This window comes from Pseudomonas sp. 06C 126, from assembly GCF_001855215.1.
Classification (GTDB): domain Bacteria; phylum Pseudomonadota; class Gammaproteobacteria; order Pseudomonadales; family Pseudomonadaceae; genus Aquipseudomonas; species Aquipseudomonas proteolytica.
Genome location: NZ_MIFU01000089.1, coordinates 46797 through 73171, shown reverse-complemented (window position 1 = coordinate 73171; position 26375 = coordinate 46797). Strand labels below are relative to the sequence as shown.

The 26375-nt window shown below is 61.2% G+C and carries 25 protein-coding genes; 18 read left to right on the top strand and 7 right to left on the bottom strand.

The window, feature by feature from the left end; genetic code table 11:
• Positions 1-26: 26 nt before the first annotated feature.
• Both BHC62_RS16405 and BHC62_RS16400 read right to left on the bottom strand, forming a co-directional pair.
• On the bottom strand, positions 27-686 hold the full coding sequence (locus BHC62_RS16405) for an HAD family hydrolase (protein ID WP_070995525.1): 660 nt from the start codon (positions 684-686) through the stop codon (positions 27-29).
• Entirely contained in the window at positions 683-1225 is a 543-nt protein-coding gene (locus BHC62_RS16400) for a gamma carbonic anhydrase family protein (protein WP_070995524.1), read from the bottom strand. Before BHC62_RS16400 ends, BHC62_RS16405 begins: the two co-directional genes overlap by 4 nt.
• 101 nt (positions 1226-1326) lie before the next feature.
• On the opposite strand from BHC62_RS16400, the gene prlC reads away from it, so the two are divergent.
• From prlC to BHC62_RS16360, 8 genes are all read left to right on the top strand, one after another.
• Positions 1327-3378 (top strand): oligopeptidase A, encoded by a 2052-nt coding sequence (prlC, locus tag BHC62_RS16395; protein ID WP_070995523.1) that lies wholly within the window; start codon positions 1327-1329, stop codon positions 3376-3378.
• Entirely contained in the window at positions 3375-3650 is a 276-nt protein-coding gene (locus BHC62_RS16390) for a YheV family putative zinc ribbon protein (protein ID WP_029290288.1), read from the top strand. The genes prlC and BHC62_RS16390 overlap by 4 nt, the downstream gene beginning before the upstream one ends.
• Positions 3651-3920: 270 nt before the next feature.
• Positions 3921-4673 carry a gluconate 2-dehydrogenase subunit 3 family protein gene (locus BHC62_RS16385; RefSeq protein ID WP_070995522.1) on the top strand — a complete coding sequence of 251 codons (753 nt, stop codon included), beginning with the start codon at positions 3921-3923 and terminating at the stop codon, positions 4671-4673.
• 2 nt (positions 4674-4675) lie between these two features.
• Complete coding sequence (locus BHC62_RS16380; RefSeq protein ID WP_029290295.1) at positions 4676-6460, top strand: GMC family oxidoreductase; 1785 nt, start codon at positions 4676-4678, stop codon at positions 6458-6460.
• Positions 6461-6472: 12 nt separating this feature from the next.
• The gene (locus tag BHC62_RS16375; RefSeq protein WP_070995521.1) at positions 6473-7771 is read left to right on the top strand and encodes a cytochrome c; all 1299 of its coding nucleotides are present in this window, start codon (positions 6473-6475) and stop codon (positions 7769-7771) included.
• A gap of 81 nt (positions 7772-7852) precedes the next feature.
• On the top strand, positions 7853-8911 hold the full coding sequence (locus BHC62_RS16370) for a PA0069 family radical SAM protein (RefSeq protein ID WP_070995520.1): 1059 nt from the start codon (positions 7853-7855) through the stop codon (positions 8909-8911).
• 227 nt (positions 8912-9138) lie between these two features.
• Positions 9139-9870, top strand: a complete 732-nt coding sequence (locus tag BHC62_RS16365) for a carbonic anhydrase (protein ID WP_029290302.1) — start codon at positions 9139-9141, stop codon at positions 9868-9870.
• An 85-nt stretch (positions 9871-9955) separates the two neighbouring features.
• Positions 9956-11491: a SulP family inorganic anion transporter gene (locus BHC62_RS16360; RefSeq protein ID WP_070995519.1), complete on the top strand. Its 1536-nt coding sequence runs from the start codon at positions 9956-9958 to the stop codon at positions 11489-11491.
• A gap of 160 nt (positions 11492-11651) precedes the next feature.
• Here BHC62_RS16360 and BHC62_RS16355 read toward each other — a convergent pair whose 3' ends face one another.
• On the bottom strand, positions 11652-12299 hold the full coding sequence (locus BHC62_RS16355; protein ID WP_029290308.1) for a hypothetical protein: 648 nt from the start codon (positions 12297-12299) through the stop codon (positions 11652-11654).
• A gap of 367 nt (positions 12300-12666) precedes the next feature.
• Between BHC62_RS16355 and coxB the strand changes: the two genes are divergently transcribed.
• The 4 genes from coxB (at position 12667) to BHC62_RS16335 (ending at position 17051) form a co-directional block, all read left to right on the top strand.
• Positions 12667-13794: a cytochrome c oxidase subunit II gene (gene coxB, locus BHC62_RS16350; protein ID WP_070995518.1), complete on the top strand. Its 1128-nt coding sequence runs from the start codon at positions 12667-12669 to the stop codon at positions 13792-13794.
• 58 nt (positions 13795-13852) lie between these two features.
• Entirely contained in the window at positions 13853-15442 is a 1590-nt protein-coding gene (ctaD, locus tag BHC62_RS16345; RefSeq protein WP_029290313.1) for a cytochrome c oxidase subunit I, read from the top strand.
• 135 nt (positions 15443-15577) lie between these two features.
• Positions 15578-16129, top strand: coding sequence for a cytochrome c oxidase assembly protein (locus BHC62_RS16340; RefSeq protein WP_070995517.1), 552 nt, complete (start codon positions 15578-15580; stop codon positions 16127-16129).
• 34 nt (positions 16130-16163) lie between these two features.
• The gene (locus tag BHC62_RS16335) at positions 16164-17051 is read left to right on the top strand and encodes a cytochrome c oxidase subunit 3 (protein ID WP_029290317.1); all 888 of its coding nucleotides are present in this window, start codon (positions 16164-16166) and stop codon (positions 17049-17051) included.
• 4 nt (positions 17052-17055) lie between these two features.
• On the opposite strand, the gene BHC62_RS16330 is transcribed toward BHC62_RS16335, so the two are convergent.
• Positions 17056-17259 carry a twin transmembrane helix small protein gene (locus BHC62_RS16330; RefSeq protein WP_029290319.1) on the bottom strand — a complete coding sequence of 68 codons (204 nt, stop codon included), beginning with the start codon at positions 17257-17259 and terminating at the stop codon, positions 17056-17058.
• Between the two features lie 83 nt (positions 17260-17342).
• On the opposite strand from BHC62_RS16330, the gene BHC62_RS16325 reads away from it, so the two are divergent.
• Genes BHC62_RS16325 through BHC62_RS16305 form a run of 5 tightly spaced genes read left to right on the top strand, consistent with a single transcriptional unit; the run spans position 17343 to position 21251 of the window.
• A complete protein-coding gene (locus tag BHC62_RS16325) occupies positions 17343-18083 on the top strand; it encodes an SURF1 family protein (RefSeq protein ID WP_029290321.1) in 741 nt (246 codons plus the stop codon).
• Entirely contained in the window at positions 18049-18642 is a 594-nt protein-coding gene (locus tag BHC62_RS16320; RefSeq protein WP_029290323.1) for a hypothetical protein, read from the top strand. Before BHC62_RS16325 ends, BHC62_RS16320 begins: the two co-directional genes overlap by 35 nt.
• 10 nt (positions 18643-18652) lie before the next feature.
• A complete protein-coding gene (locus BHC62_RS16315; protein WP_070995516.1) occupies positions 18653-19732 on the top strand; it encodes a heme A synthase in 1080 nt (359 codons plus the stop codon).
• Entirely contained in the window at positions 19720-20619 is a 900-nt protein-coding gene (gene cyoE, locus BHC62_RS16310) for a heme o synthase (RefSeq protein ID WP_029290327.1), read from the top strand. The genes BHC62_RS16315 and cyoE overlap by 13 nt, the downstream gene beginning before the upstream one ends.
• The gene (locus tag BHC62_RS16305) at positions 20616-21251 is read left to right on the top strand and encodes an SCO family protein (RefSeq protein WP_029290329.1); all 636 of its coding nucleotides are present in this window, start codon (positions 20616-20618) and stop codon (positions 21249-21251) included. Before cyoE ends, BHC62_RS16305 begins: the two co-directional genes overlap by 4 nt.
• Positions 21252-21408: 157 nt before the next feature.
• Here BHC62_RS16305 and BHC62_RS16300 read toward each other — a convergent pair whose 3' ends face one another.
• The 3 genes from BHC62_RS16300 to BHC62_RS16290 are packed head-to-tail and all read right to left on the bottom strand — an operon-like array spanning position 21409 to position 23914.
• A complete protein-coding gene (locus BHC62_RS16300) occupies positions 21409-22182 on the bottom strand; it encodes a MetQ/NlpA family ABC transporter substrate-binding protein (RefSeq protein ID WP_070995515.1) in 774 nt (257 codons plus the stop codon).
• A gap of 50 nt (positions 22183-22232) precedes the next feature.
• On the bottom strand, positions 22233-22907 hold the full coding sequence (locus BHC62_RS16295; protein ID WP_029290333.1) for a methionine ABC transporter permease: 675 nt from the start codon (positions 22905-22907) through the stop codon (positions 22233-22235).
• The gene (locus BHC62_RS16290; RefSeq protein WP_029290335.1) at positions 22907-23914 is read right to left on the bottom strand and encodes a methionine ABC transporter ATP-binding protein; all 1008 of its coding nucleotides are present in this window, start codon (positions 23912-23914) and stop codon (positions 22907-22909) included. The genes BHC62_RS16295 and BHC62_RS16290 overlap by 1 nt, the downstream gene beginning before the upstream one ends.
• A 235-nt stretch (positions 23915-24149) precedes the next feature.
• On the opposite strand from BHC62_RS16290, the gene katE reads away from it, so the two are divergent.
• The gene (gene katE, locus BHC62_RS16285) at positions 24150-26321 is read left to right on the top strand and encodes a catalase HPII (protein ID WP_256324368.1); all 2172 of its coding nucleotides are present in this window, start codon (positions 24150-24152) and stop codon (positions 26319-26321) included.
• The last annotated feature ends 54 nt before the right edge of the window (positions 26322-26375 follow it).

Genomic DNA, 26375 nt, shown 5'->3' with positions numbered 1-26375 from the left:
GAGCGGGCTTGCCCGCGATAGCCATGTCACGCCCGCCGCAAAAACGCCTGATGCATCTCGTCCAACGTCTCAAAATGCCAGCGCGGCGCCTGCGCACTCAACTCTTCAACACTACCAAACCCATACCCCACCGCCGCCGCGTCCAGCCCATTGCTGCGTGCGCCGATCAGGTCGTGCTTGCGGTCGCCGATCATCAAGGTGCTGGCCGGATCCAGGCCTTCTTCGTGCATCAAGTGGGCGATCAATTCGACCTTGTTGGTACGGGTACCGTCGAGCTCACTGCCGTAGATCACCTTGAAGTGCTTGGCGAAATCGAAATGCCTGGCGATCTCCCGGGCAAATTCCCACGGCTTGGAGGTAGCCACATACAGCTGGCGCCCCTGGCCATTCAATTCTTCGAGGAGTGGCATGACCCCGTCAAACACGCGGTTTTCATAGAGCCCGGTGACTTTGAAGCGCTCGCGGTAGAAATTCACCGCCTCCCACGCGCGGGCCTCGTCGAAGTCGTAGAACTGCATAAAGGCCTGCAGCAGCGGCGGGCCGATAAAGTGCTCGAGTTTGGTCAGGTCAGGCTCATCGATACCCAGCTTGGCCAGGGCGTACTGGATCGAACGGGTGATACCTTCCCGTGGGTCGGTCAGGGTGCCGTCCAGGTCAAACAGGACAGTCTGGTAATCCAGGGTCATTGGTCGAATCCTTCTGCCAGGTGCAGGTCCTTGAGCTTCACGTAGTTCGCGGCGCTGTAGGTGAAAAAGGCGCGCTCCTTGTCAGTCAGCGCGCGGATTTGTTTAGCCGGGCTACCCACATACAAAAAACCGCTTTCCAGTTTTTTGCCCGGCGGCACCAGGCTGCCGGCACCGATGATCACATCGTCTTCAACCACCGCGCCGTCCATCACAATGCTGCCCATGCCGATCAGGATGCGACTGCCGACGCTGCAGCCATGCAGCATGACTTTGTGGGCGATGGTCACGTCGTCGCCGATCAGCAGCGGGAAGCCGTCCGGGTTGAAGGGGCCGGCGTGGGTAATGTGCAGCACGCAGCCATCCTGCACGCTGGTGCGGGCACCGATGCGGATGCGGTGCATGTCGCCGCGAATCACCGTCAGCGGCCAGACCGAGCTGTCTGCGCCGATTTCAACATCGCCGATCACCACCGCCGAAGCATCGACGAAAGCCCCGGCGCCGAGGGTTGGCGTGTGATTCTGATAGGTGCGAAGGGTCACGATAGCCTCTCTCTGTTTGGTTGATAGCTGCGGTGGACGTTGATTGTAATTAAGATGGCCCCATCTTTGTCTTACCTGTTTCTTCAGCCAAGGTGCCAACCGTGAGCGCGAACAACCCTCTTTTGCAGTCCTACGACCTGCCGCCGTTCTCGGCGATCCGTGCTGAGCACGTCCAACCGGCCATTGAACAGATCCTGGCCGACAACCGCGTTGCCATCGAAGGCATCCTGCAAAGCCAGGGGAAAAATCCGACCTGGGCCGGCCTGGTCCTGGCCATGGACGAACTCAACGACCGCCTGGGCGCGGCGTGGAGCCCGGTCAGCCACCTGAATGCCGTATGCAACAGCGCTGAATTGCGCCAAGCCTACGAGGCCTGCCTGCCGGCCTTGAGCGCCTACTCTACCGAGATGGGCCAGAACCGCGAGCTGTTCCAGGCGTTCGAAGCCCTGGCCAACAGCCCCGAAGCCGCCGGTTTTGATGTGGCGCAAAAAACCATCCTGGAGCACGCCCTGCGCGACTTCCGTCTGTCGGGTATCGACCTGCCGCCTGAGCAGCAGAAGCGCTACGCCGAAGTGCAAAGCAAATTGTCCGAACTGGGCAGCAAGTTCTCCAACCAGTTGCTCGACGCCACCCAGGCCTGGACCAAGCACGTCACCGACGAAGCCACCCTGGCCGGCCTGACCGATTCGGCCAAGGCGCAAATGGCTGCTGCGGCCCAGGCCAAAGGCCTCGATGGCTGGCTGATCACCCTGGAATTCCCCAGCTACTACGCGGTGATGACCTACGCCCACGACCGCGCGCTACGCGAAGAAGTCTACGCGGCCTACTGCACCCGCGCGTCGGACCAGGGCCCGAATGCCGGTCAGAACGATAACGGTCCGGTGATGGAACAGATCCTCGACCTGCGCCAGGAACTGGCCCAACTGCTCGGCTTCGCCTCCTTCTCCGAACTGAGCCTGGCGACCAAAATGGCCGAATCCAGCGACCAGGTACTGAGTTTCCTACGTGACCTGGCCAAGCGCAGCAAACCGTTCGCCATCCAGGACCTGCAGCAGCTCAAGGCCTACGCCGCCGAGCAAGGCTGCGCCGACCTGCAAAGCTGGGACAGCGGTTTCTACGGCGAAAAGCTGCGTGAACAGCGCTACAGCGTGTCCCAGGAAGCCCTGCGCGCCTACTTCCCGATCGACAAAGTGCTGGGTGGCCTGTTTGCCATTGTCCAGCGCCTGTACGGCATCGAGATCGCCGAGCAGAAAGGCTTCGATACCTGGCACCCGGATGTTCGCCTGTTCGAAATCAAGGAAAACGGCCAACACGTCGGCCGCTTCTTCTTCGACCTGTATGCCCGCGCCAACAAGCGTGGCGGTGCGTGGATGGACGGCGCCCGTGATCGCCGGCGTACCGCCGCAGGTACCCTGCAAAGCCCGGTGGCCAACCTGGTGTGCAACTTCACCCCGGCCGACAGCGGCAAGCCTGCCCTGCTGACCCACGATGAAGTCACCACCCTGTTCCACGAATTCGGCCATGGCCTGCACCACCTGCTGACCCGCGTCGAACACGCGGGCGTGTCCGGCATCAATGGCGTGGCCTGGGATGCGGTGGAGTTGCCGAGCCAGTTCATGGAGAACTGGTGCTGGGAGCCGGAAGGCCTGGCGCTGATTTCCGGTCACTATGAAAGCGGCGAAGCACTGCCCCAGGACCTGCTGCAAAAAATGCTCGCGGCGAAGAACTTCCAGTCGGGGCTGATGATGGTGCGCCAACTGGAGTTCTCGTTGTTCGACTTTGAGCTGCATGCCACCCATGGCGATGGCCGCAGCGTGGCCCAGGTACTCGAAGGCATTCGTGACGAAGTGTCCGTAATGCGTCCACCCGCCTACAACCGCTTCCCCAACAGCTTCGCGCATATCTTTGCCGGCGGTTATGCGGCGGGGTACTACAGCTACAAGTGGGCCGAAGTGTTGTCGGCGGATGCCTTCTCCAAGTTTGAAGAAGACGGCGTGCTTAACGCCGAAACCGGCCGTGCCTTCCGCGAGGCGATCCTGGCCCGTGGTGGTTCCCAGGCGCCGATGGTGTTGTTCGTCGACTTCCGCGGACGCGCACCGTCGATTGACGCACTCTTGCGCCACAGCGGCCTGAGTGAGGACGCGGCAGCATGAGTGACGGGCCTGTGATCACCAAAAAGCAATTTATCGCCGGCGCCGTGTGCCCGGCGTGCAGCGAACCGGACAAGTTGAAGATGTGGACCGAAGACAGCGTGCCCCATCGCGAATGCGTGGCCTGCGGCTATACCGACACGCTCAACGACCAAGGTTTGTCGGTGCCCAAGGAATTGGGCACGCGGGTCAATACCTCGGCGTTGAAAGCACCCGCGGATCCCAAAGTGCAGGCGGTACAGTTCTTCCCTAATCCGAAGCTGAAAAAAGACTAAAGAAGCTACGCCAACCACTGTAGGAGCGAGCTTGCTCGCGAAGATCGTTAACGATAACGCGTTCATTCCGGATGAACGCTGCGTCCTTGAGATTTTCGCGAGCAGGCTCGCTCCTACATTTTTTTTGCGCGCATTTCTCGATTTTCCTGGCTGAAACGATTCCTTCATTACTTAGCCTGCTATCATTTGTAACTATTCATTGCTATCAAAACGACAAGCCGCTCCACGAAGCGACTGCTCAAACCCGTGACTACATGATGAGGTGCCACCATGTCTGATCAAGATCGAGACAACCCCCGGCGTGACTTTTTGCGCAAATCCTTGACCTTGATCCCGGTGGTCACGGTTGCCAGTACCGGCCTTGGCGGCTCGATGCTGATGGCCACGCCTGAACCTGCCCAAGCCAGCCCGGCCAAGGCGCCCGCCAGTGAAAAGGCCTACGAGCCCAGCTACTTCACCGCCGAGGAATGGGCGTTTATCAACGCCGCCGTCGCGCGCTTGATTCCTGCCGATGCCCAAGGCCCAGGCGCCCTGGAAGCCGGTGCGCCGCAATACATCGACCGCCAGATGAACACCCCTTACGCCAGCGGTGCCCTGTGGTTTATGCAAGGCCCATTCAACGCCGACGCGCCGCCCGAGATGGGTTGGCAGAGCAAGCTGGTGCCCAAGGAGATCTATCGCCTGGGTATTGCTGCCACGGATTCCTGGTCGAACGCGTTCAACGGTAAAACATTTGCCGGGCAAGACAGCGCTACCCAGGATGATTTGCTGCGTCGCCTGGAGGCTGGTGGTGCGGAAACCGGCGAGCATTTCGCGGCGGTACCACCGAAGATTTTCTTCAACTTGTTGCTGCAAAACACCAAGGAGGGGTTCTTCTGCGACCCGATCCACGGCGGCAACAAAGGCATGGTCGGCTGGACCATGATCGGCTTCCCCGGCGCCCGCGCCGATTTCATGGATTGGGTTGAACGCAACGAGCAATACCCCTTCCCGGCTGTTTCGATCCGTGGCGAGAGGGCATAAGCGTGGCGACCATCATGAAAAAAGTCGATGCAGTGATCGTTGGCTTTGGCTGGACTGGCGCGATCATGGCCAAGGAACTGACCGAAGCAGGCTTGCACGTGGTAGCGCTGGAGCGCGGCCCGATGCAGGACACCTACCCGGACGGTAACTACCCACAGGTGATCGATGAACTGACCTACAGCGTGCGTAAAAAACTCTTCCAGGACATCTCCAAGGAAACCGTGACCATTCGCCATAGCGTGAATGACATTGCCTTGCCCAACCGGCAGTTGGGCGCGTTTTTACCGGGCAATGGCGTGGGCGGCGCGGGCCTGCACTGGTCGGGCGTGCATTTTCGGGTGGACCCTATCGAGTTGCGCATGCGCAGCCATTACGAAGAGCGCTACGGGAAAAACTTCATTCCCAAGGACATGACCATCCAGGACTTCGGCGTCAGCTACGAAGAGCTGGAACCGTTCTTTGACTACGCCGAAAAAGTCTTCGGCACCTCCGGCCAGGCCTGGACCGTAAAAGGCCAGTTGGTGGGTGAAGGCAAGGGCGGTAACCCTTATGCGCCGGATCGCTCCAGCCATTTCCCACTGGAGTCGCAGAAAAATACCTACTCGGCGCAACTGTTCCAGAAAGCTGCCGCCGATGTGGGCTACAAACCCTACAACCTGCCGTCGGCCAATACCTCGGGGCCCTACACCAACCCCTATGGCGCGCAGATGGGGCCGTGCAACTTCTGTGGTTTTTGCAGTGGGTATGTCTGCTACATGTACTCCAAGGCATCGCCCAACGTGAATATCCTGCCAGCGTTGCGCCAGGTACCGAACTTTGAGCTGCGGCCCAATTCCCACGTGCTCAAGGTCAATCTCGACAGCACCAAGCGCAAGGCCACCGGCGTGACCTACATCGACGCCCAGGGTCGCGAGATCGAGCAACCGGCGGACCTGGTGATTCTCGGCGCCTTCCAGTTCCACAACGTGCGCCTGATGCTGCTCTCGGGCATCGGCAAGCCCTACGACCCGATCACGGGCGAAGGGGTGGTGGGCAAGAACTTCGCCTACCAGAACATGGCCACCATCAAGGCCTATTTCGATAAAGACGTGCACACCAACAACTTCATCGGCGCCGGCGGCAACGGCGTGGCGGTGGACGATTTCAACGCCGACAACTTCGACCATGGGCCCCATGGCTTCGTCGGCGGCTCGCCGATGTGGGTCAACCAGGCGGGCAGTCGACCAATTGCCGGGACCTCCAACCCACCGGGCACGCCGGCCTGGGGTAGCGCGTGGAAGCGCGCCACGGCCGATTACTACACCCACCAGGTGTCGATGGACGCCCACGGCGCCCATCAGTCCTACAGGGGCAACTACCTCGATCTGGATCCGGTTTACCGGGATGCCTACGGCCTGCCGTTGCTGCGCATGACCTTCGACTGGCAGGAAAACGACATCAAGATGAACCGCTTCATGGTCGAGAAAATGGGCAAGATCGCTGAGGCGATGAACCCCAAGGCGATTGCCGTGCTCGGCAAAAAAGTCGGCGAACACTTCAATACCGCGTCCTACCAGACCACCCACCTCAATGGCGGCGCGATCATGGGTACCGACCCGAAGACCAGCGCGTTGAACCGCTACTTGCAGTGCTGGGATGTACACAACGTGTTTGTCCCGGGCGCATCTGCTTTCCCACAAGGCCTGGGCTACAACCCTACGGGCCTGGTGGCGGCGTTGACCTACTGGTCGGCCCGGGCGATTCGCGAGCAGTACTTGAAAAACCCCGGCCCGCTGGTTCAGGCATAAGGAGCGACGAACATGAAAGCATTTGTTATCGCGACCCTGGCCTTGTTCAGCAGTTGCTCGGTGAGCGCCGCGCAAGCCGATTTGATCAAGCAAGGCGAATACCTGGCCCGCGCCGGTGACTGCGTGGCCTGCCATACGGCCAAGGGCGGCAAGCCGTTTGCCGGTGGCCTGCCGATGGAAACCCCGATCGGCGTGATTTACTCCACCAACATCACCCCGGACAAAACCGGCCTGGGGGACTACAGCTTTGAAGACTTCGACAAGGCCGTGCGCCATGGCGTCGCCAAAAGCGGCAGTACCCTTTACCCAGCAATGCCCTACCCGTCTTATGCACGTGTCAGCGAAACCGACATGCAGGCGCTGTATGCGTACTTTATGAAAGGTGTGGAACCGGTCGCCCAGGCGAACCAGGACAGTGATATTCCCTGGCCCTTGAGCATGCGCTGGCCCCTGGCGGCGTGGCGCTGGATGTTCGCGCCCGAGGTGGCGGACTATCAGGCCCCGGCCGATGCCGACCCGGTGATCAGCCGTGGCGCCTACCTGGTGGAAGGCCTGGGTCACTGCGGCGCTTGCCATACCCCGCGGGCCCTGACCATGCAGGAAAAGGCCCTGAGCGCGGCGGACGGGGCGGCGTTCCTGTCCGGCAGTGCGCCACTGGAAGGCTGGATCGCCAAAAGCCTGCGCGGCGACCACAAGGACGGCCTGGGCAGTTGGAGCGAAGAGCAGCTGGTGCAGTTTCTCAAGACCGGTCGCAGTGATCGAAGCGCGGTATTTGGCGGTATGAGCGATGTGGTAGTCCACAGCATGCAATACATGTCTGAAGACGACCTGACAGCTATCGCCCGTTACCTCAAGAGCCTGCCGGCAGTCGACCCCAAGGATCAGCCGCACCAATACGACAAACAGGTGGCCGCGGCGCTGTGGAAGGGCGATGACAGCAAGCCAGGCGCCGCGGTGTACATCGACAACTGCGCGGCCTGCCACCGTACCGACGGCCATGGCTACACCCGGGTGTTCCCGGCGCTGGCGGGCAACCCGGTGTTGCAGACGGTAGATGCCACGTCGCTGATCAACATTGTGTTGAAGGGCGGCACCCTGCCGGCCACTCACGCCGCGCCATCCACCTTCACCATGCCGGCGTTTGCCTGGCGGTTGTCGGATCAGGAAGTGGCGGATGTGGTCAGCTTTATTCGTGGCAGTTGGGGTAACCAGGGCGCGCCGGTGAAGGCCGGCGAAGTCGCCGACCTGCGCAAGAGCGATCAACACAGCACCTCGGGCGACGATCTGGGGCAAGTGACCACGAGTCACTGATTCAGGCTTTGCCGCCCAACGGCACTGGTCAGATACGCTGCGCCTCTATACTGTATATAAAAACAGTATCGAGGCGCTTTCATGTCCACTCCTCTACCGCCGCGTGGGCGAGGCACCGCCACCAACCTGCACAATCGCTTCGCGCCCACGGTCAGTGTGGCCGAGGACGATGGTTGGTATCAGGAAGTGCCGCCGACCCAGGGTACCGAAGTGCGTATCGAGACGGCGAAGACCATCATCACCCGCAATACCTCGCCAGACCTGCCGTTCGATCGCTCCATCAACCCTTACCGGGGCTGTGAGCATGGTTGTATTTATTGTTATGCGCGGCCCAGCCATGCCTATTGGGACATGTCCCCGGGCCTGGACTTCGAAACCAAGCTGATCGCCAAGAGCAACGCCGCCGAGGTGCTGGAGCAGCAATTGTCCAAGCCCGGCTATGTGTGTGCGCCGATTAACCTGGGTTCCAACACGGACCCGTACCAGCCCATCGAGCGCGAGTACAAGATCACCCGGCAAACCCTGGAGGTGCTGCTGCGCTATCGTCACCCGGTGACTATCGTGACCAAGGGTTCGTTGATCCTGCGTGACCTGGACCTGCTCACGGCGCTGGCCCGCCAGCGGCTGGTAGCGGTGATGATCAGCCTTACCAGCCTGGACGATGAACTCAAGCGCATCCTGGAGCCCCGTGCGGCGGCGCCCAAGGCGCGTTTGCGGGCGATCCGGGTGATGCGTCAGGCGGGCATCCCGGTAGGCGTGCTGTGTTCGCCGATGATTCCGATGATCAACGACAGCGAACTGGAAAGCCTGCTCGCCGAGGCCCATGCCGCCGGGGCGCAGAGCGCCGCCTATATGATGCTGCGCCTGCCCCTTGAGGTGGCGCCGCTGTTCGAGGAGTGGCTGGGGGCCCATTACCCGCAGCGGGCGGCCCATGTGATGAGCCTGGTACGCCAGGTGCGCGGGGGCGAAGTCTATGACAGCCGCTTCGGTGTACGCATGCGCGGTGAGGGGCCGTTTGCCGACCTGCTGGCGCAACGATTTGCCAAGGCGATCAAGCGCTTGGGGCTGGACCGACGGGAAGGCTTCAACCTCGATTGCAGTGCGTTCTGTCCGCCCGGCAGGCAGCTGGCTTTGTTGTAGACTGATACAAATGCGCGCACTGCCCAGCCAGGGTGGTCGCGTTTTGACATCGCTGAAACCCGCGAGATAGAGCGGTTGATTCAGTTTGAGTTAAGTTTTGGCAGGTACCTTGTTCATCGAGTGACTGGTGGGTCTGCGTCGCGGCTGGTGTGGTTTTCCAATTATTGCAATGGTCGCGCGCCAAACTGAACTGCAACACTCCCCTGCTCCAACTACGAGGATGAATCATGAGTGACAAGGATAAACAGCCGTTGGCTGCGTCGGCTTCAGCCCCTCACGAGGCGGAGTCCGCCGATGCAGCGCTGCAGCACATCGTTGATGGCTTTTTGCATTTCCATAACGAGGTCTTTCCCCAGCAGGAAGAACTCTTCAAGAAACTCGCCACGGCCCAGAGCCCACGGGCGATGTTTATCACCTGCGCCGACTCGCGCATTGTTCCGGAACTGATTACCCAAAGCTCCCCGGGCGATCTGTTCGTCACCCGTAACGTAGGCAACGTCGTGCCGCCTTATGGGCAGATGAACGGCGGTGTGTCCACGGCCATCGAGTACGCGGTGCTGGCCCTGGGCGTGCAGCACATCATCGTCTGCGGCCACTCCGACTGTGGCGCGATGCGGGCGGTGCTCAACCCCCAGAGCCTGGAAAAGATGCCCACGGTCAAAGCCTGGCTGCGCCATGCCGAGGTCGCCAAGACCATGGTCCAGGACAACTGTGATTGCGCCAATGAAGGCGAAAGCATGCAGGTGCTGACCGAAGAAAACGTCATCGCCCAGTTGCAACATTTGCGCACCCACCCTTCTGTGGCTTCGCGCATGGCCAACGGTCATTTGTTTATCCATGGCTGGATCTACAACATCGAGACCAGCGAGATCAAAGCCTACGATGCGGACCAGGCCACGTTCCTGCCGCTGACCGGTTCCGGACCGATCCCTTCGGCGACGCCCAAAGCGCGCTTCTAAAACAATCCCCTGCCGGGTAATGCGATGGCTGCCATGGATGCAGCCAGGCCTTGCCACGCCCGGCGAATGCCTCGGGAGAGTCATTATGCGTGCAGCTCAATTGAAAACAGTGCTGCCACGGGAGCTGTTGGCTTCGGTGGTGGTGTTTCTGGTGGCCTTGCCACTTTGCATGGGGATCGCCATTGCTTCGGGCATGCCGCCGGCCAAGGGCCTGATCACCGGGATCATCGGTGGTCTGGTGGTGGGTTGGCTGGCCGGCTCGCCCCTGCAAGTCAGTGGCCCGGCTGCCGGCCTGGCGGTGTTGGTGTTCGAACTGGTGCGCCAGCACGGGATGCTGATGCTCGGGCCGATCCTGCTGTTGGCGGGCTTCCTGCAACTGGTGGCCGGGCGCCTGCGCCTGGGCTGCTGGTTCCGGGTGACGGCGCCTGCGGTGGTCTACGGCATGCTGGCGGGGATCGGGGTGCTGATTGTCCTGTCGCAGGTGCATGTGATGCTCGATGGAGCGCCCAAGCCGTCTGGGCTGGATAACCTTGCCGGCTTCCCCGCCGCAGTGGCCCAGGCCATTCCCGGTCTCGGCTGGCAAGCCGGTCTGCTGGGGTTGTCGACGATTCTGGTGATGTGGATGTGGGATAAATTTCGTCCGCAAAAACTGCGCTTTGTACCGGGTGCGTTGCTGGGGGTGGGCTTGGCGACGGCAGCCAGCCTGATGCTGGCATTGCAGGTCAAACGCGTGGATGTGCCGGAAAACCTCGCCGATGCCATCGACTGGCTCCGCCCCAGTGACCTGCTGAACCTGGCCGACCCCAACCTGCTGATCGCCGCTTTCGCGGTGGCCTTTATTGCCAGTGCCGAAACCTTGCTCTCGGCGGCGGCTGTGGATCGGATGCACAACGGCCAACGCTCGGACTTCGACAAGGAATTGTCTGCCCAGGGTGTAGGCAACATGTTGTGTGGCCTGGTGGGCGCATTGCCCATGACCGGGGTGATCGTGCGCAGTTCGGCCAACGTCCAGGCGGGCGCAACCACGCGTCTGTCGGCAATGTTCCATGGTCTCTGGCTGCTGGCCTTCGTGTTGCTGCTGTCGAGCGTGCTGCAAAGCATTCCGGTGGCGAGCCTGGCGGGTGTGCTGGTGTACACCGGCATCAAGTTGGTGGACCTCAAGGCGTTCCGTGGCCTGGGGCGCTATGGTCGGATGCCGATGTTCACCTACGCGGCCACGGCCCTGGCGATCATCTTTACCGACTTGCTGACCGGTGTGCTGGTGGGCTTCGGCCTGACCCTGGTGAAACTGGCGTGGAAGGCTTCACGCTTGAAAGTCAGCCTGATCGACCTGCCCCAGGACGGTGAAATGGAGTTGCGGTTGATAGGCGCGGCGACCTTTCTCAAGGTGCCCGCATTGACTCAGGTACTGGCGACAGTGCCCGCGGGAAGCACCGTGCATGTGCCGCTCAATAACCTGAGCTACGTGGATCACTCGTGCCTGGAATTGCTGGAGGAATGGGGGCGGGCCAATGCGGCCAAGGGCTCGAAGTTGGTGATCGAGGCGCGCGGGTTGAAGCGTCGGTTGGAAGGGCGGATACGCACCACGACCCGGATCGGATCTGCCCCGTCGGTGGGCTGACGAAACCGCATAAAAAAGTGGGAGGGGCTTGTGTGGGAGCCGGGCTTGCCCGCGATAGCATCACCGCGGTGTAACTGATGCACCCCGGTGCCTGCATCGCGGGCAAGCCCGGCTCCCACACAAACCCCTCCCACATTTTGTTCTGTGCCAGGCCGCAACTCTAGGCCGGCTGATCCAGCTCCAACTCCACGCCCAGCTGGCGCGACAGGCAAGGCCAGCGCTTCCACGCGGCTTCCGTTGCCGGGCTCTTGAGCTGCTCGCGATAGGCCTCGACGGACTCCAGGGCAAAGCTCTCTTCATTGAGCATCTCATCCACCGCCAGGTGCACGGCTTCATCCAGCTGGTTGGCGAAATCTTCGCCGATCAACTGGTGGGCAATCACATTGGCAACGGTGGTGTCCGCCGGAATCAACGGCTGGCCGAAGTGCTTGATATACAAATCGTTCACTTCTTCCACCAGCCGGTGGGCCAGGTAGGCCTCGTCCAGCAGGCCGTTCAGGCCTTCATGGGCGGCGAGGATGGCCGGTGGCTGGAGAAAGAAATGCTCGGCGATTTTCAGCACCGGCTTGATCTGGCTTTCAATCCCTGCTTCCCGGGCCACGTCGTTGGCGGCGTCCAGCAGGTCCGGAACCTGATCGATGTAGGCGGTGACGAAGCGCGTCATCACGGCATTACGATCACCCTCGGCCAGGGAAATGGCCGAATGCAGGTGTGGTAACTGAGCGTCCAGTTGTTTAGCCAATTGGCCAGTGGACACTTCGTGTTGATGGGCACGGGAAATCTGCTCGCGCAATGCGGCGGTGTTCATGAAAGCTCCAGGAATACGGGCGTAGGAAAGGGGATTGCATAAGGTAGCTCGTTTATACGAGCCCCTAAGACGCATTTGTCATAATTATTTCATGGTTATGCGCCGCTGTTATATCGAAATGCCATCGTTCGTCGGATAGGCCTTTAATCTGCTGGCCGGCCAGCGCCGTTCGTCTCTTTTTACTGATTCGTCCCCACACATTGCGGGGTCGCAGTCGCTGTCTATACTCGGGTTTGTACGCAATTAGCTGATGACGCCCGACTGCATTAGGCAGGCAAGGCTTGGCGGATGTAAGCAGTTTGGAAGCCGCCCCCTTGGCCGCAGGTGCAAACCGGCGGGATAACAAGAACGATAAGGGGAACCCGCAATGACGCGACATCCACATGTTTGGATGGGCTTACTCTTGTGGTCAGTATTCAGCCAGGCGCAGGCCGCCTGGACAGTGAATATGGCACCAGGGGCCACTGAAGTCAGTCACGCTGTGTTCGACCTGCACATGACCATTTTCTGGATCTGTGTGGTGATCGGCATCATCGTGTTTGGCGCCATGTTCTGGTCGATGATTGTGCATCGGCGCTCCACGGGCCAGGTGGCGGCCAAGTTCCACGAAAGTACCACGGTCGAAATTCTCTGGACCGTCGTGCCCCTGCTGATCCTCGTCGCCATGGCTATTCCCGCGACCAAGACCCTGATCAACATCTACGACAGCAGTGAATCGGATATCGATATCCAGGTCACCGGCTATCAGTGGAAGTGGCACTACAAGTACCTGGGCCAGGACGTCGAGTTCTTCAGCAACCTGGCCACCCCCGCCGAGCAGATCCAGAACAAGGCCACCAAGGGCGAACACTACCTGCTGGAAGTCGATCAGCCGCTGGTGCTGCCGGTGGGCGCCAAGGTGCGCTTTTTGGTGACCGCCGCCGACGTGATCCACTCCTGGTGGGTACCGGCGTTTGCGGTCAAGCGCGATGCCATCCCCGGTTTCGTCAACGAGGCCTGGACCCGGGTCGAGAAGCCCGGCATCTACCGTGGCCAGTGCGCAGAGCTATGCGGCAAGGACCACGGGTTCATGCCCATCGTGGTCGAGGTCAAGTCCAAGGCGGACTATGAAACCTGGCTCGGCGAGCGCAAGGAAGAAGCCGCCAAGCTCAAGGAGCTGACCTCCAAAGAGTGGACACTTGAAGAGCTGGTGGCCCGTGGCGACAAGGTCTACCACACCACTTGCGTGGCCTGTCACCAGGCCGAAGGCCAAGGCCTGCCGCCGATGTTCCCGGCGCTCAAGGGCTCGAAAATCGCCACCGGACCTGCGGCAGATCACCTGAGCATCGTCTACCACGGCAAGCCCGGGACCGCGATGGCGGCGTTCGGCAAGCAGCTGTCGGAAGTCGATATTGCGGCAGTCGTGACCTACGAGCGTAACGCGTGGGGCAACAACAAAGGCGACATGGTCACGCCTAAAGACGTGCTGGCCATCAAACAGGCGGAAAGCAAATGAACCTCTTCATTGCGTATGCCCTGACCCGCCCCGCCCATCCGCTTGCAGGAGAACGGCCATGAGCACTGTGATCGATGACCACGGTCATGCCGCTGACCACGCCCACGGCCCCGCCAAGGGCTTGATGCGCTGGGTGCTGACCACCAACCACAAAGATATCGGGACCATGTACCTGTGGTTCAGCTTCGCCATGTTCCTGCTCGGCGGCTCGTTCGCCATGGTGATCCGTGCCGAGTTGTTCCAGCCGGGGCTGCAAATCGTCGAGCCGGCGTTTTTCAACCAGATGACCACCATGCATGGCTTGATCATGGTGTTTGGCGCGGTGATGCCGGCGTTTGTCGGCCTGGCCAACTGGATGATCCCGCTGATGATCGGCGCGCCGGACATGGCCCTGCCGCGCATGAACAACTTCAGCTTCTGGCTGTTGCCGGCGGCGTTCCTGTTGCTGGTCTCGACCTTGTTCTCCCCGGGGGGCGGGCCCAACTTCGGTTGGACCTTCTATGCCCCGCTCTCCACCACCTACGCCCCGGAAAGCGTGACGTTCTTTATCTTCGCCATCCACCTGATGGGGATCAGTTCGATCATGGGCGCGATCAACGTGGTCGCCACCATCCTCAACTTGCGTGCCCCGGGCATGACCCTGATGAAGATGCCGCTGTTCGTCTGGACCTGGCTGATCACCGCGTTCCTGCTGATCGCGGTGATGCCGGTGCTGGCCGGTTGCGTGACCATGATGCTGATGGATATCCACTTCGGCACCAGCTTCTTCAGCGCTGCCGGCGGCGGTGACCCGGTATTGTTCCAGCATGTGTTCTGGTTCTTCGGCCATCCCGAGGTGTACATCATGATCCTGCCGGCCTTTGGTGCCGTCAGCTCGATCATCCCGACCTTCTCGCGCAAGCCGCTGTTCGGCTACACCTCGATGGTCTACGCCACCGCGAGTATCGCGTTCCTGTCGTTTATCGTGTGGGCGCACCACATGTTCGTGGTGGGCATTCCGTTGGTGGGTGAGTTGTTCTTCATGTACGCCACCCTGCTGATCGCCGTGCCCACCGGGGTCAAGGTGTTCAACTGGGTCAGCACCATGTGGCAAGGTTCGTTGACCTTCGAGACGCCCATGCTGTTTGCCGTGGCCTTCGTGATCCTGTTCACCATCGGCGGCTTTTCCGGGCTGATGCTGGCCATTGCCCCGGCGGATTTCCAGTACCACGACACCTACTTTGTGGTGGCGCATTTCCATTACGTACTGGTGCCTGGGGCGATCTTCGGGATCTTCGCCTCGGCCTACTACTGGCTGCCGAAATGGACCGGCCATATGTACGACGAAACCCTGGGCAAGCTGCATTTCTGGCTGTCGTTCGTGGGGATGAACATGGCGTTCTTCCCGATGCACTTCGTCGGGCTGGCTGGCATGCCGCGCCGGGTGCCGGACTACAACCTGCAGTTCGCCGACTTCAATATGGTGTCGTCGATTGGCGCCTTCATGTTCGGTGCCACGCAGATTTTCTTCCTGTTTATCGTGATCAAGTGCATCCGTGGCGGTAAGCCGGCGCCGGCCAAGCCGTGGGATGGTGCCGAAGGGTTGGAGTGGAGCATTCCTTCGCCAGCGCCGTACCACACCTTCACCACGCCGCCGGAGGTCAAATGAACAGCGGGCCTGTAGGCGCGAGCTTGCTCGCGAAGGGCGTGAGCGATAACGCGGGTTGCCTGGATAAACGCGGCGCGCTGTGGTTTTTCGCGAGCAAGCTCGCTCCTACAGAACCGTCACGCGGGGGTGGGCGCCATGGCTGATTCCGTGCCCCTCAACCGCCTGGTCACGCGCCTGCTGATCCTGGTGCTGGCGATGTTCGCCTTTGGCTTCGCCCTGGTGCCGATCTACGACGTGATGTGCAAGGCCTTCGGCATCAACGGCAAGACTGCCGGGCAGTACGAAGGCTCACAGGTAGTCGATCCGTCGCGCCAGGTGCGGGTGCAGTTTCTGTCGACCAATGCCATCGATATGGTCTGGGAGTTCCACTCCAGGGCCGACGAAATCGTGGTCAACCCTGGCGCGGTCAACGAGATGGTATTCGTGGCCTTCAACCCCAGCGACAAGCCGATGACGGCCCAGGCGATCCCGAGCATTTCCCCGGCCGAAGCGGCGATGTACTTCCACAAGACCGAGTGCTTTTGCTTCACCCAGCAAGTGCTGCAGCCGGGGGAGCGCATCGAGATGCCGGTGCGCTTCATTGTCGACCGCGACATGCCCAAGGATGTGAAGCATTTGACCCTGGCGTACACGCTGTTCGATATCACTGCGCGCCAACCGCCCGTGGCTGTCCATACCGGCGGCTAGGCGTGCCTGCGGGCTCGATTAGGAGAACGGATACATGTCGACTCATGATACGTACTACGTACCGGCGCAAAGCAAGTGGCCAATAATTGCCACGTTTGGGCTGCTGATCACCGTGTATGGCCTGGGCGTGTGGTTCAACGACCTCAAGGCTGCGCGCCCGGAATCCCACGGGCCCCTGATCTTTTTCGTCGGCAGCCTGCTGCTGGCCTACATGATGTTTGGCTGGTTTGGCGCGGTGATCAAGGAAAGCCGCGCCGGGTTGTACAGCGCACAGATGGACCGCTCGTTTCGCTGGGGCATGACCTGGTTCATCTTTTCCGAGGTGATGTTTTTTATCGCCTTCTTCGGTGCGCTGTTCTATGTGCGGCATATGTCGGCGCCGTGGCTGGCCGGAGAAGGCTCCAAGGGCATTGCGCACATGCTGTGGCCGAATTTCGAGTTCGCCTGGCCGTTGCTCAACAACCCCGACCCCAAGCTGTTCCCGGCGCCGGAAGGCACCATCAGCCCGTGGGGCTTGCCGCTGGTCAACACCATCTTGCTGGTGAGTTCCAGCGTGACCATCACCATCGCCCACCACGCTCTGCGCAAGGGCCATCGCGGTGCGCTGAAGATCTGGTTGGCGCTCACCGTGTTGCTGGGGGTGGCGTTCCTGGGGTTCCAGGCCGAGGAATACATCCACGCCTACAAAGAGCTGGGCCTGACCCTGGGCTCGGGGGTGTATGGCGCGACTTTCTTCATGTTGACCGGGTTTCACGGCGCCCACGTGACCATCGGCACGATCATTTTGTTCGTGATGCTGATGCGCATCCTCAAGGGGCATTTCAATGCCGAGCACCAGTTCGGCTTCGAGGCGGCCAGTTGGTATTGGCACTTTGTGGATGTGGTGTGGATCGGTTTGTTTTTCTTCGTCTACGTGCTGTAGCGACTTACCAGGGCGCGTGGGAAACCAGCTGGCCGCTGAAGAACCCCCAGGTGATCAACGCCAGGGTCATCACGGCCAGCACCACGCGCACGGTCAAGGCAGTGACAAGGCGATTGGAGTGGCCTTCGTCCTTGACCAGAAAGAACAAGCCACTGAACAGGCTCACAACGGTAGCGATCAGCATCAGGGCAATAGCGGCTTTGAGCATGGTCAGGCTCCAGGGCTGTTTTTTGAGGGGCGGGCAATGAGATTCAGTATAGCCAGCGCAGCACCCACCTTCGCGGCAACGCCATGAAACCCTTTCGCCCCGGGATTGCGCCGACGCTGGTGGTGCTCGTGCTGCTGCCGCTGATGGTGTTCCTGGGTTTCTGGCAACTGTCCCGTGGCCAGGAAAAACAGGCGTTGCTGCAGAGTTATGCCGAGCGCCGGGCGGCGCCGCCTATCAGTGTTGAACAGTTGGATGGGGTGGCTGACCCAGCCTTTCGCCGGGTGCAGTTGCGCGGGCAGTTCGATGCCGGGCACAGCGTGCTGCTGGATAACCGCATGCGTGACGGCAAGGCCGGCGTCGAGTTGCTGCAACCCTTTCATGACCAGGCCAGCGGCCAGTGGCTGTTGCTCAATCGCGGCTGGCTGGCGTGGCCGGATCGACGCACGCCGCCGGCCTTCACCACGCCCGACCAGCCTTTGAATATCAATGCCTGGGTGTATGTCGCACCGGGCGAGACGTTCCAGTTGCATGCCGACCCGGCCGCCGCGCAATGGCCACGCTTGCTGACGGCGCTGCATCCACAGGTGCTTTGGGCTGAGTTGGGCCGCAGCGGGTTTGCCTTTGAACTGCGGGCCGAAGCCGGCCCTGCGACCTATGAAACCCAGTGGCCGGTAGTGGCCATGGGGCCGGAAAAACACTTGGGGTATGCCGTGCAGTGGTTCGCCATGGCGCTGGCGCTGCTGGGCCTTTACCTCTACCTCGGATGGCACAACGCAAGGGAGAAGCACCATGGGAGCGGCCATGAATCCACTCAACATGTCTGACACGCCAGCGGCGCCCAACCGGCGCAAGGGGCGCTGGCAACTGATCCTGATCCTGCTGATGGTGATCGGCCCGATGGTGCTGGCGACCCTGATGTACAAGTTGCAGTTCTGGGTGCCGGACAACCGCAGTGATCACGGCGAGATGATCGGCAATGGCCAGACCCGCGCCGATATCGGCGTGCAGGCCGACGAGCAGCGCTGGCAATTACTGGTGACCGCCCCCGCAGCCTGCGCCGCCGATTGCCAGCAATTGGTCTACCTCGCGCGCCAACTGCAGATCGGCCTGGGCCGTGATGCGTCCCGCGCCAGCCATGCCCTGGCCAGTGCGCAGCCGCTCAGTGCCGAATACGAGACCAAGCTGAAAGCCGAATATCCGCAGTTGCAGCGTTTGCCCCTGGACCTGCCGACCTTCAAGCAAAACGCTGCCGCGCCCGGCGATGCCCAACTGTGGATCGTCGACCCCCACGGCAACCTGGTGCTGCGCTATGACGCGCGGGTCAAGGGCAAGGATCTGCTCAACGACCTGCGCCATCTGCTGAAACTGTCGAATATCGGATAAGGGCATCGTCATGGCCAAACCTGGATTTCGCCTCGCGCTGTTTGCCACCCTGCTGGCGCTGATTGTCGTGTTGCTCGGCGCCTACACCCGCCTGACCCATGCCGGCCTCGGTTGCCCGGACTGGCCGGGTTGCTACGGCTTTATCAGCGTGCCTAAAAGCGAGGCCCAGTTGGCCCATGCCGAGCTGCATTTCCCGGATACGCCGGTGGAGGCCGACAAAGGCTGGAACGAGATGATCCACCGCTACGCCGCAGGCACCCTGGGGCTGCTGATCACGTTGCTGGCCGCTCGCGCCTGGACCCATCGCCGGCATCCGGGGCAACTCTTGAAGCTGCCGCTGTTCCTGCTGGCGGTGGTCTTCGCCCAGGCGGCCTTTGGCATGTGGACGGTGACGCTCAAGCTCTGGCCGCAGGTGGTCACCGGGCATTTGCTGGGCGGGTTTGCGACGTTGAGCCTGCTGTTTTTGCTGACCCTGCGTTTGTCCGGGGTGTTGCCGGCGCTGATCGTGCCCAGGCGCTTGCAGTACTGGGCCACGGCGGGCCTGGTGATGGTGATCGGGCAGGTGGCGCTGGGTGGTTGGGTCAGCTCCAACTATGCGGCGGTGGCCTGTATCGACTTGCCGACGTGCCATGGCGAGTGGTGGCCGGCGGCGGACTTTGCCAATGGCTTTCACCTGACCCAGCATATCGGCCCCAACTATCTGGGCGGGCAACTGGACAGCGACGCACGCACGGCGATTCACCTGACCCATCGCATGGGCGCGCTGGCGGTTACCGTGGTGCTGCTGGGGCTGGCCTGGCAGCTCAAGGCGGTGGGCATGACGCGCCTCGCCGGGTTGCTGCTGGCGGCGCTCGCCGTGCAGATCGGCCTGGGCCTGAGCAATGTGTACTTTCATTTGCCGCTGCCGGTGGCGGTCGCCCACAACGCCGGCGGTGCAGCGCTGCTGCTGACCCTGGTGCTGGTCAATTACCACGCCCGTACCAGCCTGGTGCGGGTCCGCCATCAAGTGCCGTTCGGTTGGCGCTTCAGCCCGCGCAAACACGTTTCGGGCCTGATCACCCTTAAAGGAGAGATGCCATGGCGACCTTGATTGGCGAGCGTCACAGCCAGGCGATCTGGCGTGACTATCTGGAGCTGACCAAGCCCAAGGTGGTGGTGCTGATGCTGATCACCTCGCTGGTGGGCATGTTTCTCGCCACCCGCGCCGGTGTGCCGTGGACGGTGCTGATCTTCGGCAACCTGGGGATTGCCCTGTGCGCTGGTGGCGCGGCGGCGGTGAACCATGTGGTGGACCGGCGTATTGATGCGCTGATGGCGCGTACTCACAAGCGGCCGCTGGCCGAAGGCCGGGTGTCCCCGGTCGCCGCGCTGACATTTGCCCTGGCGCTGGCGGTGGCCGGGCTGGGCTTGTTGCTGGCCTTTACCAATCCATTGGCGGCCTGGCTGACGCTGGCCTCGTTGCTGGGCTATGCGGTGATCTACACCGGCTTCCTCAAGCGCGCGACGCCGCAGAACATCGTGATCGGCGGCCTGGCCGGTGCGGCGCCGCCGTTACTCGGTTGGGTGGCGGTCACCGGCCATGTGAGTGCCGAGCCATTGCTGCTGGTGCTGATCATCTTTGCCTGGACCCCACCGCACTTCTGGGCCCTGGCCATTCATCGCAAGGAGGAGTACGCCAAGGCCGATATCCCGATGCTGCCGGTGACCCACGGCGAGCACTACACCAAGGTGCATATCCTGCTCTACACCTTCGCGCTGCTGGCGGTGAGCCTGATGCCCTATGTGATCCATATGAGCGGGCTGTTGTACCTGGGCTGTGCACTGGTTCTGGGCGCACGCTTTCTGCAATGGGCCTGGGTGCTGTACCGTGGCAGTCGGCCGCACGCGGCGATCAATACCTTCAAGTACTCTATCTGGTACCTGTTCCTGCTATTTATCGCCCTGCTCGTAGACCACTACTTATTGTTGAACCTATGACTCGAACTCAAAAAACTGTCTTCATCCTGGTGGCCATCGTGGCGTTGGTCATGGGCCTGACCGTCAATAAAGTACTGTCCGGCAAGGGCCAGGGCGACCCTACGGCATTGATCGACGCGGGCATTATCCTGCTGCCGCAAAGCCGCCAGCTGCCGCCGGTGACCATGACCAACCAGGACGGCCAGCCGGTGCTGGTCAACGAGTTGAAGGGCAAGTGGAGTGTGCTGTTCTTCGGCTACACCTTCTGCCCGGACATCTGCCCGACCACCCTCGCCCAGCTGCGCCAGATCAAGAGCGAGCTGCCCAAGGACGTAGTGGATAAGCTGCAGGTGATCCTGGTCAGCGTTGACCCGCATCGCGATACCCCGACGCAGCTCAAGCAATACCTGGGCTACTTCGATCCGCAATTTGCAGGCCTGACCGGCGCGAATGTGGAGGATGTGCAGAAGGTGTCGAATGCGGTGAGCATTCCGTTCATTCCGGCCGATACCAGCAAGCCGAACTACACCGTCGACCACAGCGGCAACCTGGCCTTGATCGGCCCGGATGGCACCCAGCGTGGGTTTATCCGTGCGCCGTTGAACAACCAGAAGCTGGTGGCGCAGTTGCCGGGGTTGTTGCAGCGTAACTAGTTCTGGAGCAAATCCAGCCGACAACCCAGATCAACTGTGGGAGCTGGCTTGCCTGCGATAGCGTCAGGTCAGCCAGCCTTTTGGTCGCTGATCCACCGCTATCGCAGGCAAGCCAGCTCCCACATTCGATCTCCAGTGTTTTGGCGATAGTGCTCGATCAGAACGCCGGCAGGATTGCGCCTTTGTACTTCTCGTCGATGAATTTCTTCACCTCGGGAGTGTGCAGGGCTTTGACCAGTTTCTGCACCGCGTCCGAATCCTTGTTGTCCTCGCGGGTCACCAGGATGTTGACGTAAGGCGAATCGTTGCCTTCGATCGCCAGGGCATCCTTGGCAGGGTCCAGCTTGGCTTCCAGGGCGTAGTTGGTGTTGATCAGCGCCAGGTCGACCTGGGTCAGCACGCGTGGCAGGGTGGCGGCTTCCAGTTCGCGGAATTTCAGGTCCTTTTCATTGCCGGTGATGTCCTTGATGGTCGACAGAATATCGGTCGGGTTCTTCAAGGTGATCAGGCCCTTGCTGGCCAGCAGCAACAGCGCGCGGCCGCCGTTGGTGGCGTCGTTGGGGATGACCACGTTGGCACCGTCCGGCAGCTCGGCCAGGGTCTTGTACTTGCTGGAGTACGCACCCAGCGGCTCCAGGTGTACGCCGGCCACACTCACCAGGTGAGTGCCCTTGGCCTTGTTGAACTCATCCAGGTACGGCTGGTGCTGGAAGAAGTTGGCGTCCAGGCGCTTCTCGGCCACTTGTACGTTCGGCTGCACGTAGTCGGTGAACACCTTGACCTTCAAGTCCACGCCTTGCGCGGCCAGGGCCGGCTTCACGAACTCAAGGATCTCAGCGTGGGGCACCGGCGTGGCGGCGACCGTCAGGGTCTCGGCGGCATGGGCGGAAAACGCGGCAACCGCGGCGAAAGCAACCAGTAGTTTTTTCATCCAACAAGCTCCTTGTTCGGGCATCTGCCGGCGGGCGCCGGTAATGGCCGTTATTTTCGAGAGTAGTGTGTCACCAGCTTATCGCCGATGGTTTGCAGAATCTGCACCAGCACAATCAACATCACCACGGTGACGACCATCACGTCATCCTGGAAACGCTGGTACCCATAACGGATCGCCAGGTCGCCCAGGCCGCCGGCACCTACTACGCCGGCCATGGCGGTGTAGCCCACCAGGGCAATGGCGGTCACGGTGATTGCCGCAATGATGCCCGGCTTTGCCTCGGGCAGCAGCGCCTTGGTGATGATCTGTCGGGTGGTCGCGCCCATGGCCTGGGTCGCCTCGATGATGCCGCGATCGACCTCGCGCAGGGCGGTTTCCACCAGCCGGGCGAAGAACGTCGAAGCGCCCACCACCAGCGGCGGAATCGCACCGGCCACGCCAAGCGATGTGCCCGTGAGGAACACGGTCGTGGGGATCATCACAATCAACAGAATGATGAACGGCAGCGAACGGATGGCGTTGACCACGAAGGCCAGGGCGGCATAGGTGGTTTTCTGCTCCAGCAACTGGCGTGGGCTGAACAGAAACAGCAGGATGCCCAGCGGCAGGCCCACCAGTACGGTGAAAAACAGCGAGGTGCTGAGCATCAGCATGGTGTCGCTGGTGGCTACCCAGATATCAGCCCAGTCGACGTTGTCGAAGTAATGCAGTAACACGTCCATTAACGCAGGACCTCCATGTGCACATCGGCTGCGGTAAAGCGTGCGAATGCCGCTTCCATGTCACCGCCAGTGATGGCCAGGGTCAGTTGCCCGTAAGGGGTATCTTTTATGTGGTCGATGCGACCGGCCAGGATGCTGTAGTCCACACCCGTTTCGCGGGCGACGGTACCCAGCAGGGGCGCGTAGGTCGCTTCGCCCTGGAACGTCAGGCGCACGATGCGGCCTGGTACATGGGCGAAGACGTCGCGCTGCTCGCCTTCATCGACCTGCTCGGCTTCCTGCACGAACCGTTTGGTGGTCGCGTGCGTGGGGTGCAGGAACACCTGGGCGACCGGGCCTTGCTCGACGATCACACCGGCATCCATCACCGCGACCTGGTCGCAGACACGACGGATCACGTCCATCTCGTGGGTGATCAACACGATCGTCAGGTTCAGCTCGCGGTTGATCTCGGCCAGCAGTTGCAGGACCGAGGCAGTGGTCTGCGGGTCAAGGGCGCTGGTGGCTTCGTCGCACAGCAGGATTTTTGGCTTGGTGGCCAGGGCGCGGGCGATGCCGACGCGCTGCTTCTGGCCGCCGGACAACTGCGCCGGGTACTTCTTGGCATGGTCGGACAGGCCAACCCGGTCCAGCAGTTCGGCCACGCGCGCATCGATCTCGCGGCGCGACAACTCACCGGCCAGGGTCAGCGGCAGCGCGACGTTGTCGGCGACGGTCTTGGAGGCCAGCAGGTTGAAGTGCTGGAAGATCATCCCGACCTGTTGCCGGAAACGGCGCAGGCCATTGGCATCCAGGGCGGTGACTTCTTCGCCGTCGACCTTGATCTGGCCGCCCGAAGGTTCTTCCAGGCGGTTTATCAGGCGCAGCAGAGTACTTTTTCCCGCACCAGAGTGGCCAATCAGGCCGAACACCTGGCCGTTCTCGACGCGCAGGCTGGTGGGGTGCAGGGCGGGGATATCCTTACCGGCGACCCGGTAGGTTTTATGGACGTTATGAAACTCGATCACGTAGCGAACCTTGTGGGGCGCATTGAAAAGGGATCAGCGGTTAGCCGGGCGCGCATTTTAGCCTGTCCATCTAGTGTTTCTTAGCATTTATTTCGTATTCAACCAGCGATTTGGCAATAACGCGATCAAAGGTCATAAAAAAGGAACGGTCAAAAACCGTGTCAGTCACTACTTAAGCAACTCGATTTCCCGGGTGCCGTGCCCGGGGTTTTGCTCAAACGAGCCAGGGACCGCTCTGGCCTACGCAAACGAGGAGTTTTGTCTGATGAGTACCAAGAAACCTGCCCAGGCGCCCAAGAGCGAGCTTGCTGGCACCGATACCCTGGACCGTGGCAACACCAATGCCAAGCTGCAAAGCCTGGAAAAATCCCGCTCGGATGCCACTGGCCAGGCGCTGCGCACCAATCAGGGGGTGAAAATCTCCGACAACCAGAACACCTTGAAAGCCGGCGCACGCGGGCCTTCGCTGCTGGAAGATTTCATCATGCGTGAAAAGATCACGCACTTTGACCACGAGCGGATCCCGGAGCGCATCGTGCACGCCCGCGGCACTGGCGCCCATGGCTACTTCCAGACCTATGAAAACCACTCGGCGCTGACCAAGGCGGGTTTTTTGCGTGACCCTGGCCATAAAATCCCGGTGTTCACGCGTTTTTCCACGGTGCAGGGCCCACGTGGTTCGGGCGATACGGTGCGTGACGTGCGTGGTTTTGCCGTGAAGTTCTTCACCGAAGAAGGCAACTTCGACCTGGTGGGCAACAACATGCCGGTATTTTTCATTCAGGACGCGATTAAGTTTCCTGACTTCGTGCATGCGGTAAAACCTGAGCCGCACAACGAAATTCCTACCGGCGGCTCGGCCCACGACACGTTCTGGGATTTTGTCTCGCTGCAGCCGGAATCGGCGCACATGGTGATCTGGGCGATGTCCGACCGCGCCATTCCAAAAAGCCTGCGCAGCATGCAGGGTTTTGGTGTGCATACGTTCCGCCTGGTCAATGCCGAGGGTAAGTCCAACTTCGTCAAATTCCACTGGCGGCCGACGGCGGGCACCTGTTCCCTGGTGTGGGACGAAGCGCAGAAACTGGCGGGTAAAGATACCGATTTCCACCGTCGCGACCTGTGGGACGCCATCGAGATGGGCGATTACCCGGAGTGGGAACTGGGGGTGCAGATTATTCCCGAGGATAAAGAGCATGCCTTCGACTTCGATATCCTCGACCCGACCAAGCTGATTCCCGAAGAATTGGTGCCCATCACCCCGTTGGGCAAGATGGTGCTCAACCGCAACCCGGATAACTTCTTCGCGGAAGTCGAGCAGGTCGCCTTCTGCCCAGGCCATATCGTGCCGGGTATCGACTTTTCCAATGACCCGCTGCTGCAAGGTCGGTTGTTTTCCTACACCGATACGCAGATCAGCCGTCTAGGTGGCCCGAACTTTCACCAGTTGCCGATCAACCAGCCGGTGACGCCACTGCATAATAACCAGCGCGATGCCATGCACCGCAGCACCATCGACAAAGGCCGTGCGGCTTACGAGCCGAATTCCATCGACGGCGGCTGGCCGAAGGAAACGCCTCCGGCCGCGCAGGACGGCGGTTTCGAATCTTACCCGGAGCGCATCGACGCGCACAAAATCCGCGAGCGCAGTGAGTCATTCAGCGATCACTTTTCCCAGGCGCGCCTGTTTTTCAACAGCATGAGCAAGCACGAGCAGGAGCACATCATCGCGGCCTACAGCTTTGAGCTGGGCAAGGTCGAGCGTGAGTTTATCCGGGCGCGCCAGGTCAATGAGATCCTGGCCAACATCGACTTGGAGCTGGCCAAGCGCGTGGCGCAGAACCTGGGCCTGCCGGTGCCGAAAAAAGGCACCGTGCCAGTGCGCAAGACCGCGCCAGAGCGCTCGCCGGCCTTGAGCCAGGCCAACCTGCTGCCAGGGGGTATCAAGACGCGCAAGGTGGCGATCCTAGCGGCCAATGGTGTTGATGGTGCAGCCATCGCAGCGTTGAAAAAGGCGCTGGCCGCAGAAGGGGCCCATGCCAAATTGCTTGGGCCGACCTCGGCGCCGGTCACCACGGCCGATGGCAAGAGCCTGGCGGTGGATGCCTCGATGGAAGGCTTGCCGTCAGTGGCATTCGACGCGGTGTTTGTGCCGGGTGGGGCGAAGTCGATCCAGGCATTGAGCGGCGATGGTGTGGCGTTGCACTACCTGCTGGAGGCCTACAAGCATTTGAAGGCGATTGCCTTGGCCGGTGAGGCGAAGCAGTTGTTGGCGGTGTTGAAGCTGGAGGCGGATGCGGGCTTGATTGTTGGCGGGGATGCCAAGGCGTTGAAGGCGTTTATTGCGGCAATTGCCCAGCATCGGGTTTGGGAGCGCGAGCCTCGGGCCAAGGCGGTTCCGGCTTAAGTTTTTGGTTGTTTGATAGGGCGCCATCGCGGGCAAGCCCGCTCCCACATTTGA

Bases quoted from the DNA above. Each gene is read 5' to 3' on its own strand.
- BHC62_RS16405 (WP_070995525.1), bottom strand. From the start codon at position 686: ATGACCCTGGATTACCAGACTGTCCTGTTTGACCTGGACGGCACCCTG.
- BHC62_RS16390 (WP_029290288.1), top strand. From the start codon at position 3,375: ATGAGTGACGGGCCTGTGATCACCAAAAAGCAATTTATCGCCGGCGCC.
- BHC62_RS16385 (WP_070995522.1), top strand. From the start codon at position 3,921: ATGTCTGATCAAGATCGAGACAACCCCCGGCGTGACTTTTTGCGCAAA.
- BHC62_RS16375 (WP_070995521.1), top strand. From the start codon at position 6,473: ATGAAAGCATTTGTTATCGCGACCCTGGCCTTGTTCAGCAGTTGCTCG.
- BHC62_RS16370 (WP_070995520.1), top strand. From the start codon at position 7,853: ATGTCCACTCCTCTACCGCCGCGTGGGCGAGGCACCGCCACCAACCTG.
- BHC62_RS16365 (WP_029290302.1), top strand. From the start codon at position 9,139: ATGAGTGACAAGGATAAACAGCCGTTGGCTGCGTCGGCTTCAGCCCCT.
- BHC62_RS16360 (WP_070995519.1), top strand. From the start codon at position 9,956: ATGCGTGCAGCTCAATTGAAAACAGTGCTGCCACGGGAGCTGTTGGCT.
- BHC62_RS16355 (WP_029290308.1), bottom strand. From the start codon at position 12,299: ATGAACACCGCCGCATTGCGCGAGCAGATTTCCCGTGCCCATCAACAC.
- coxB (WP_070995518.1), top strand. From the start codon at position 12,667: ATGACGCGACATCCACATGTTTGGATGGGCTTACTCTTGTGGTCAGTA.
- ctaD (WP_029290313.1), top strand. From the start codon at position 13,853: ATGAGCACTGTGATCGATGACCACGGTCATGCCGCTGACCACGCCCAC.
- BHC62_RS16340 (WP_070995517.1), top strand. From the start codon at position 15,578: ATGGCTGATTCCGTGCCCCTCAACCGCCTGGTCACGCGCCTGCTGATC.
- BHC62_RS16335 (WP_029290317.1), top strand. From the start codon at position 16,164: ATGTCGACTCATGATACGTACTACGTACCGGCGCAAAGCAAGTGGCCA.
- BHC62_RS16330 (WP_029290319.1), bottom strand. From the start codon at position 17,259: ATGCTCAAAGCCGCTATTGCCCTGATGCTGATCGCTACCGTTGTGAGC.
- BHC62_RS16325 (WP_029290321.1), top strand. From the start codon at position 17,343: ATGAAACCCTTTCGCCCCGGGATTGCGCCGACGCTGGTGGTGCTCGTG.
- BHC62_RS16320 (WP_029290323.1), top strand. From the start codon at position 18,049: ATGGGAGCGGCCATGAATCCACTCAACATGTCTGACACGCCAGCGGCG.
- BHC62_RS16315 (WP_070995516.1), top strand. From the start codon at position 18,653: ATGGCCAAACCTGGATTTCGCCTCGCGCTGTTTGCCACCCTGCTGGCG.
- cyoE (WP_029290327.1), top strand. From the start codon at position 19,720: ATGGCGACCTTGATTGGCGAGCGTCACAGCCAGGCGATCTGGCGTGAC.
- BHC62_RS16305 (WP_029290329.1), top strand. From the start codon at position 20,616: ATGACTCGAACTCAAAAAACTGTCTTCATCCTGGTGGCCATCGTGGCG.
- BHC62_RS16300 (WP_070995515.1), bottom strand. From the start codon at position 22,182: ATGAAAAAACTACTGGTTGCTTTCGCCGCGGTTGCCGCGTTTTCCGCC.
- BHC62_RS16295 (WP_029290333.1), bottom strand. From the start codon at position 22,907: ATGGACGTGTTACTGCATTACTTCGACAACGTCGACTGGGCTGATATC.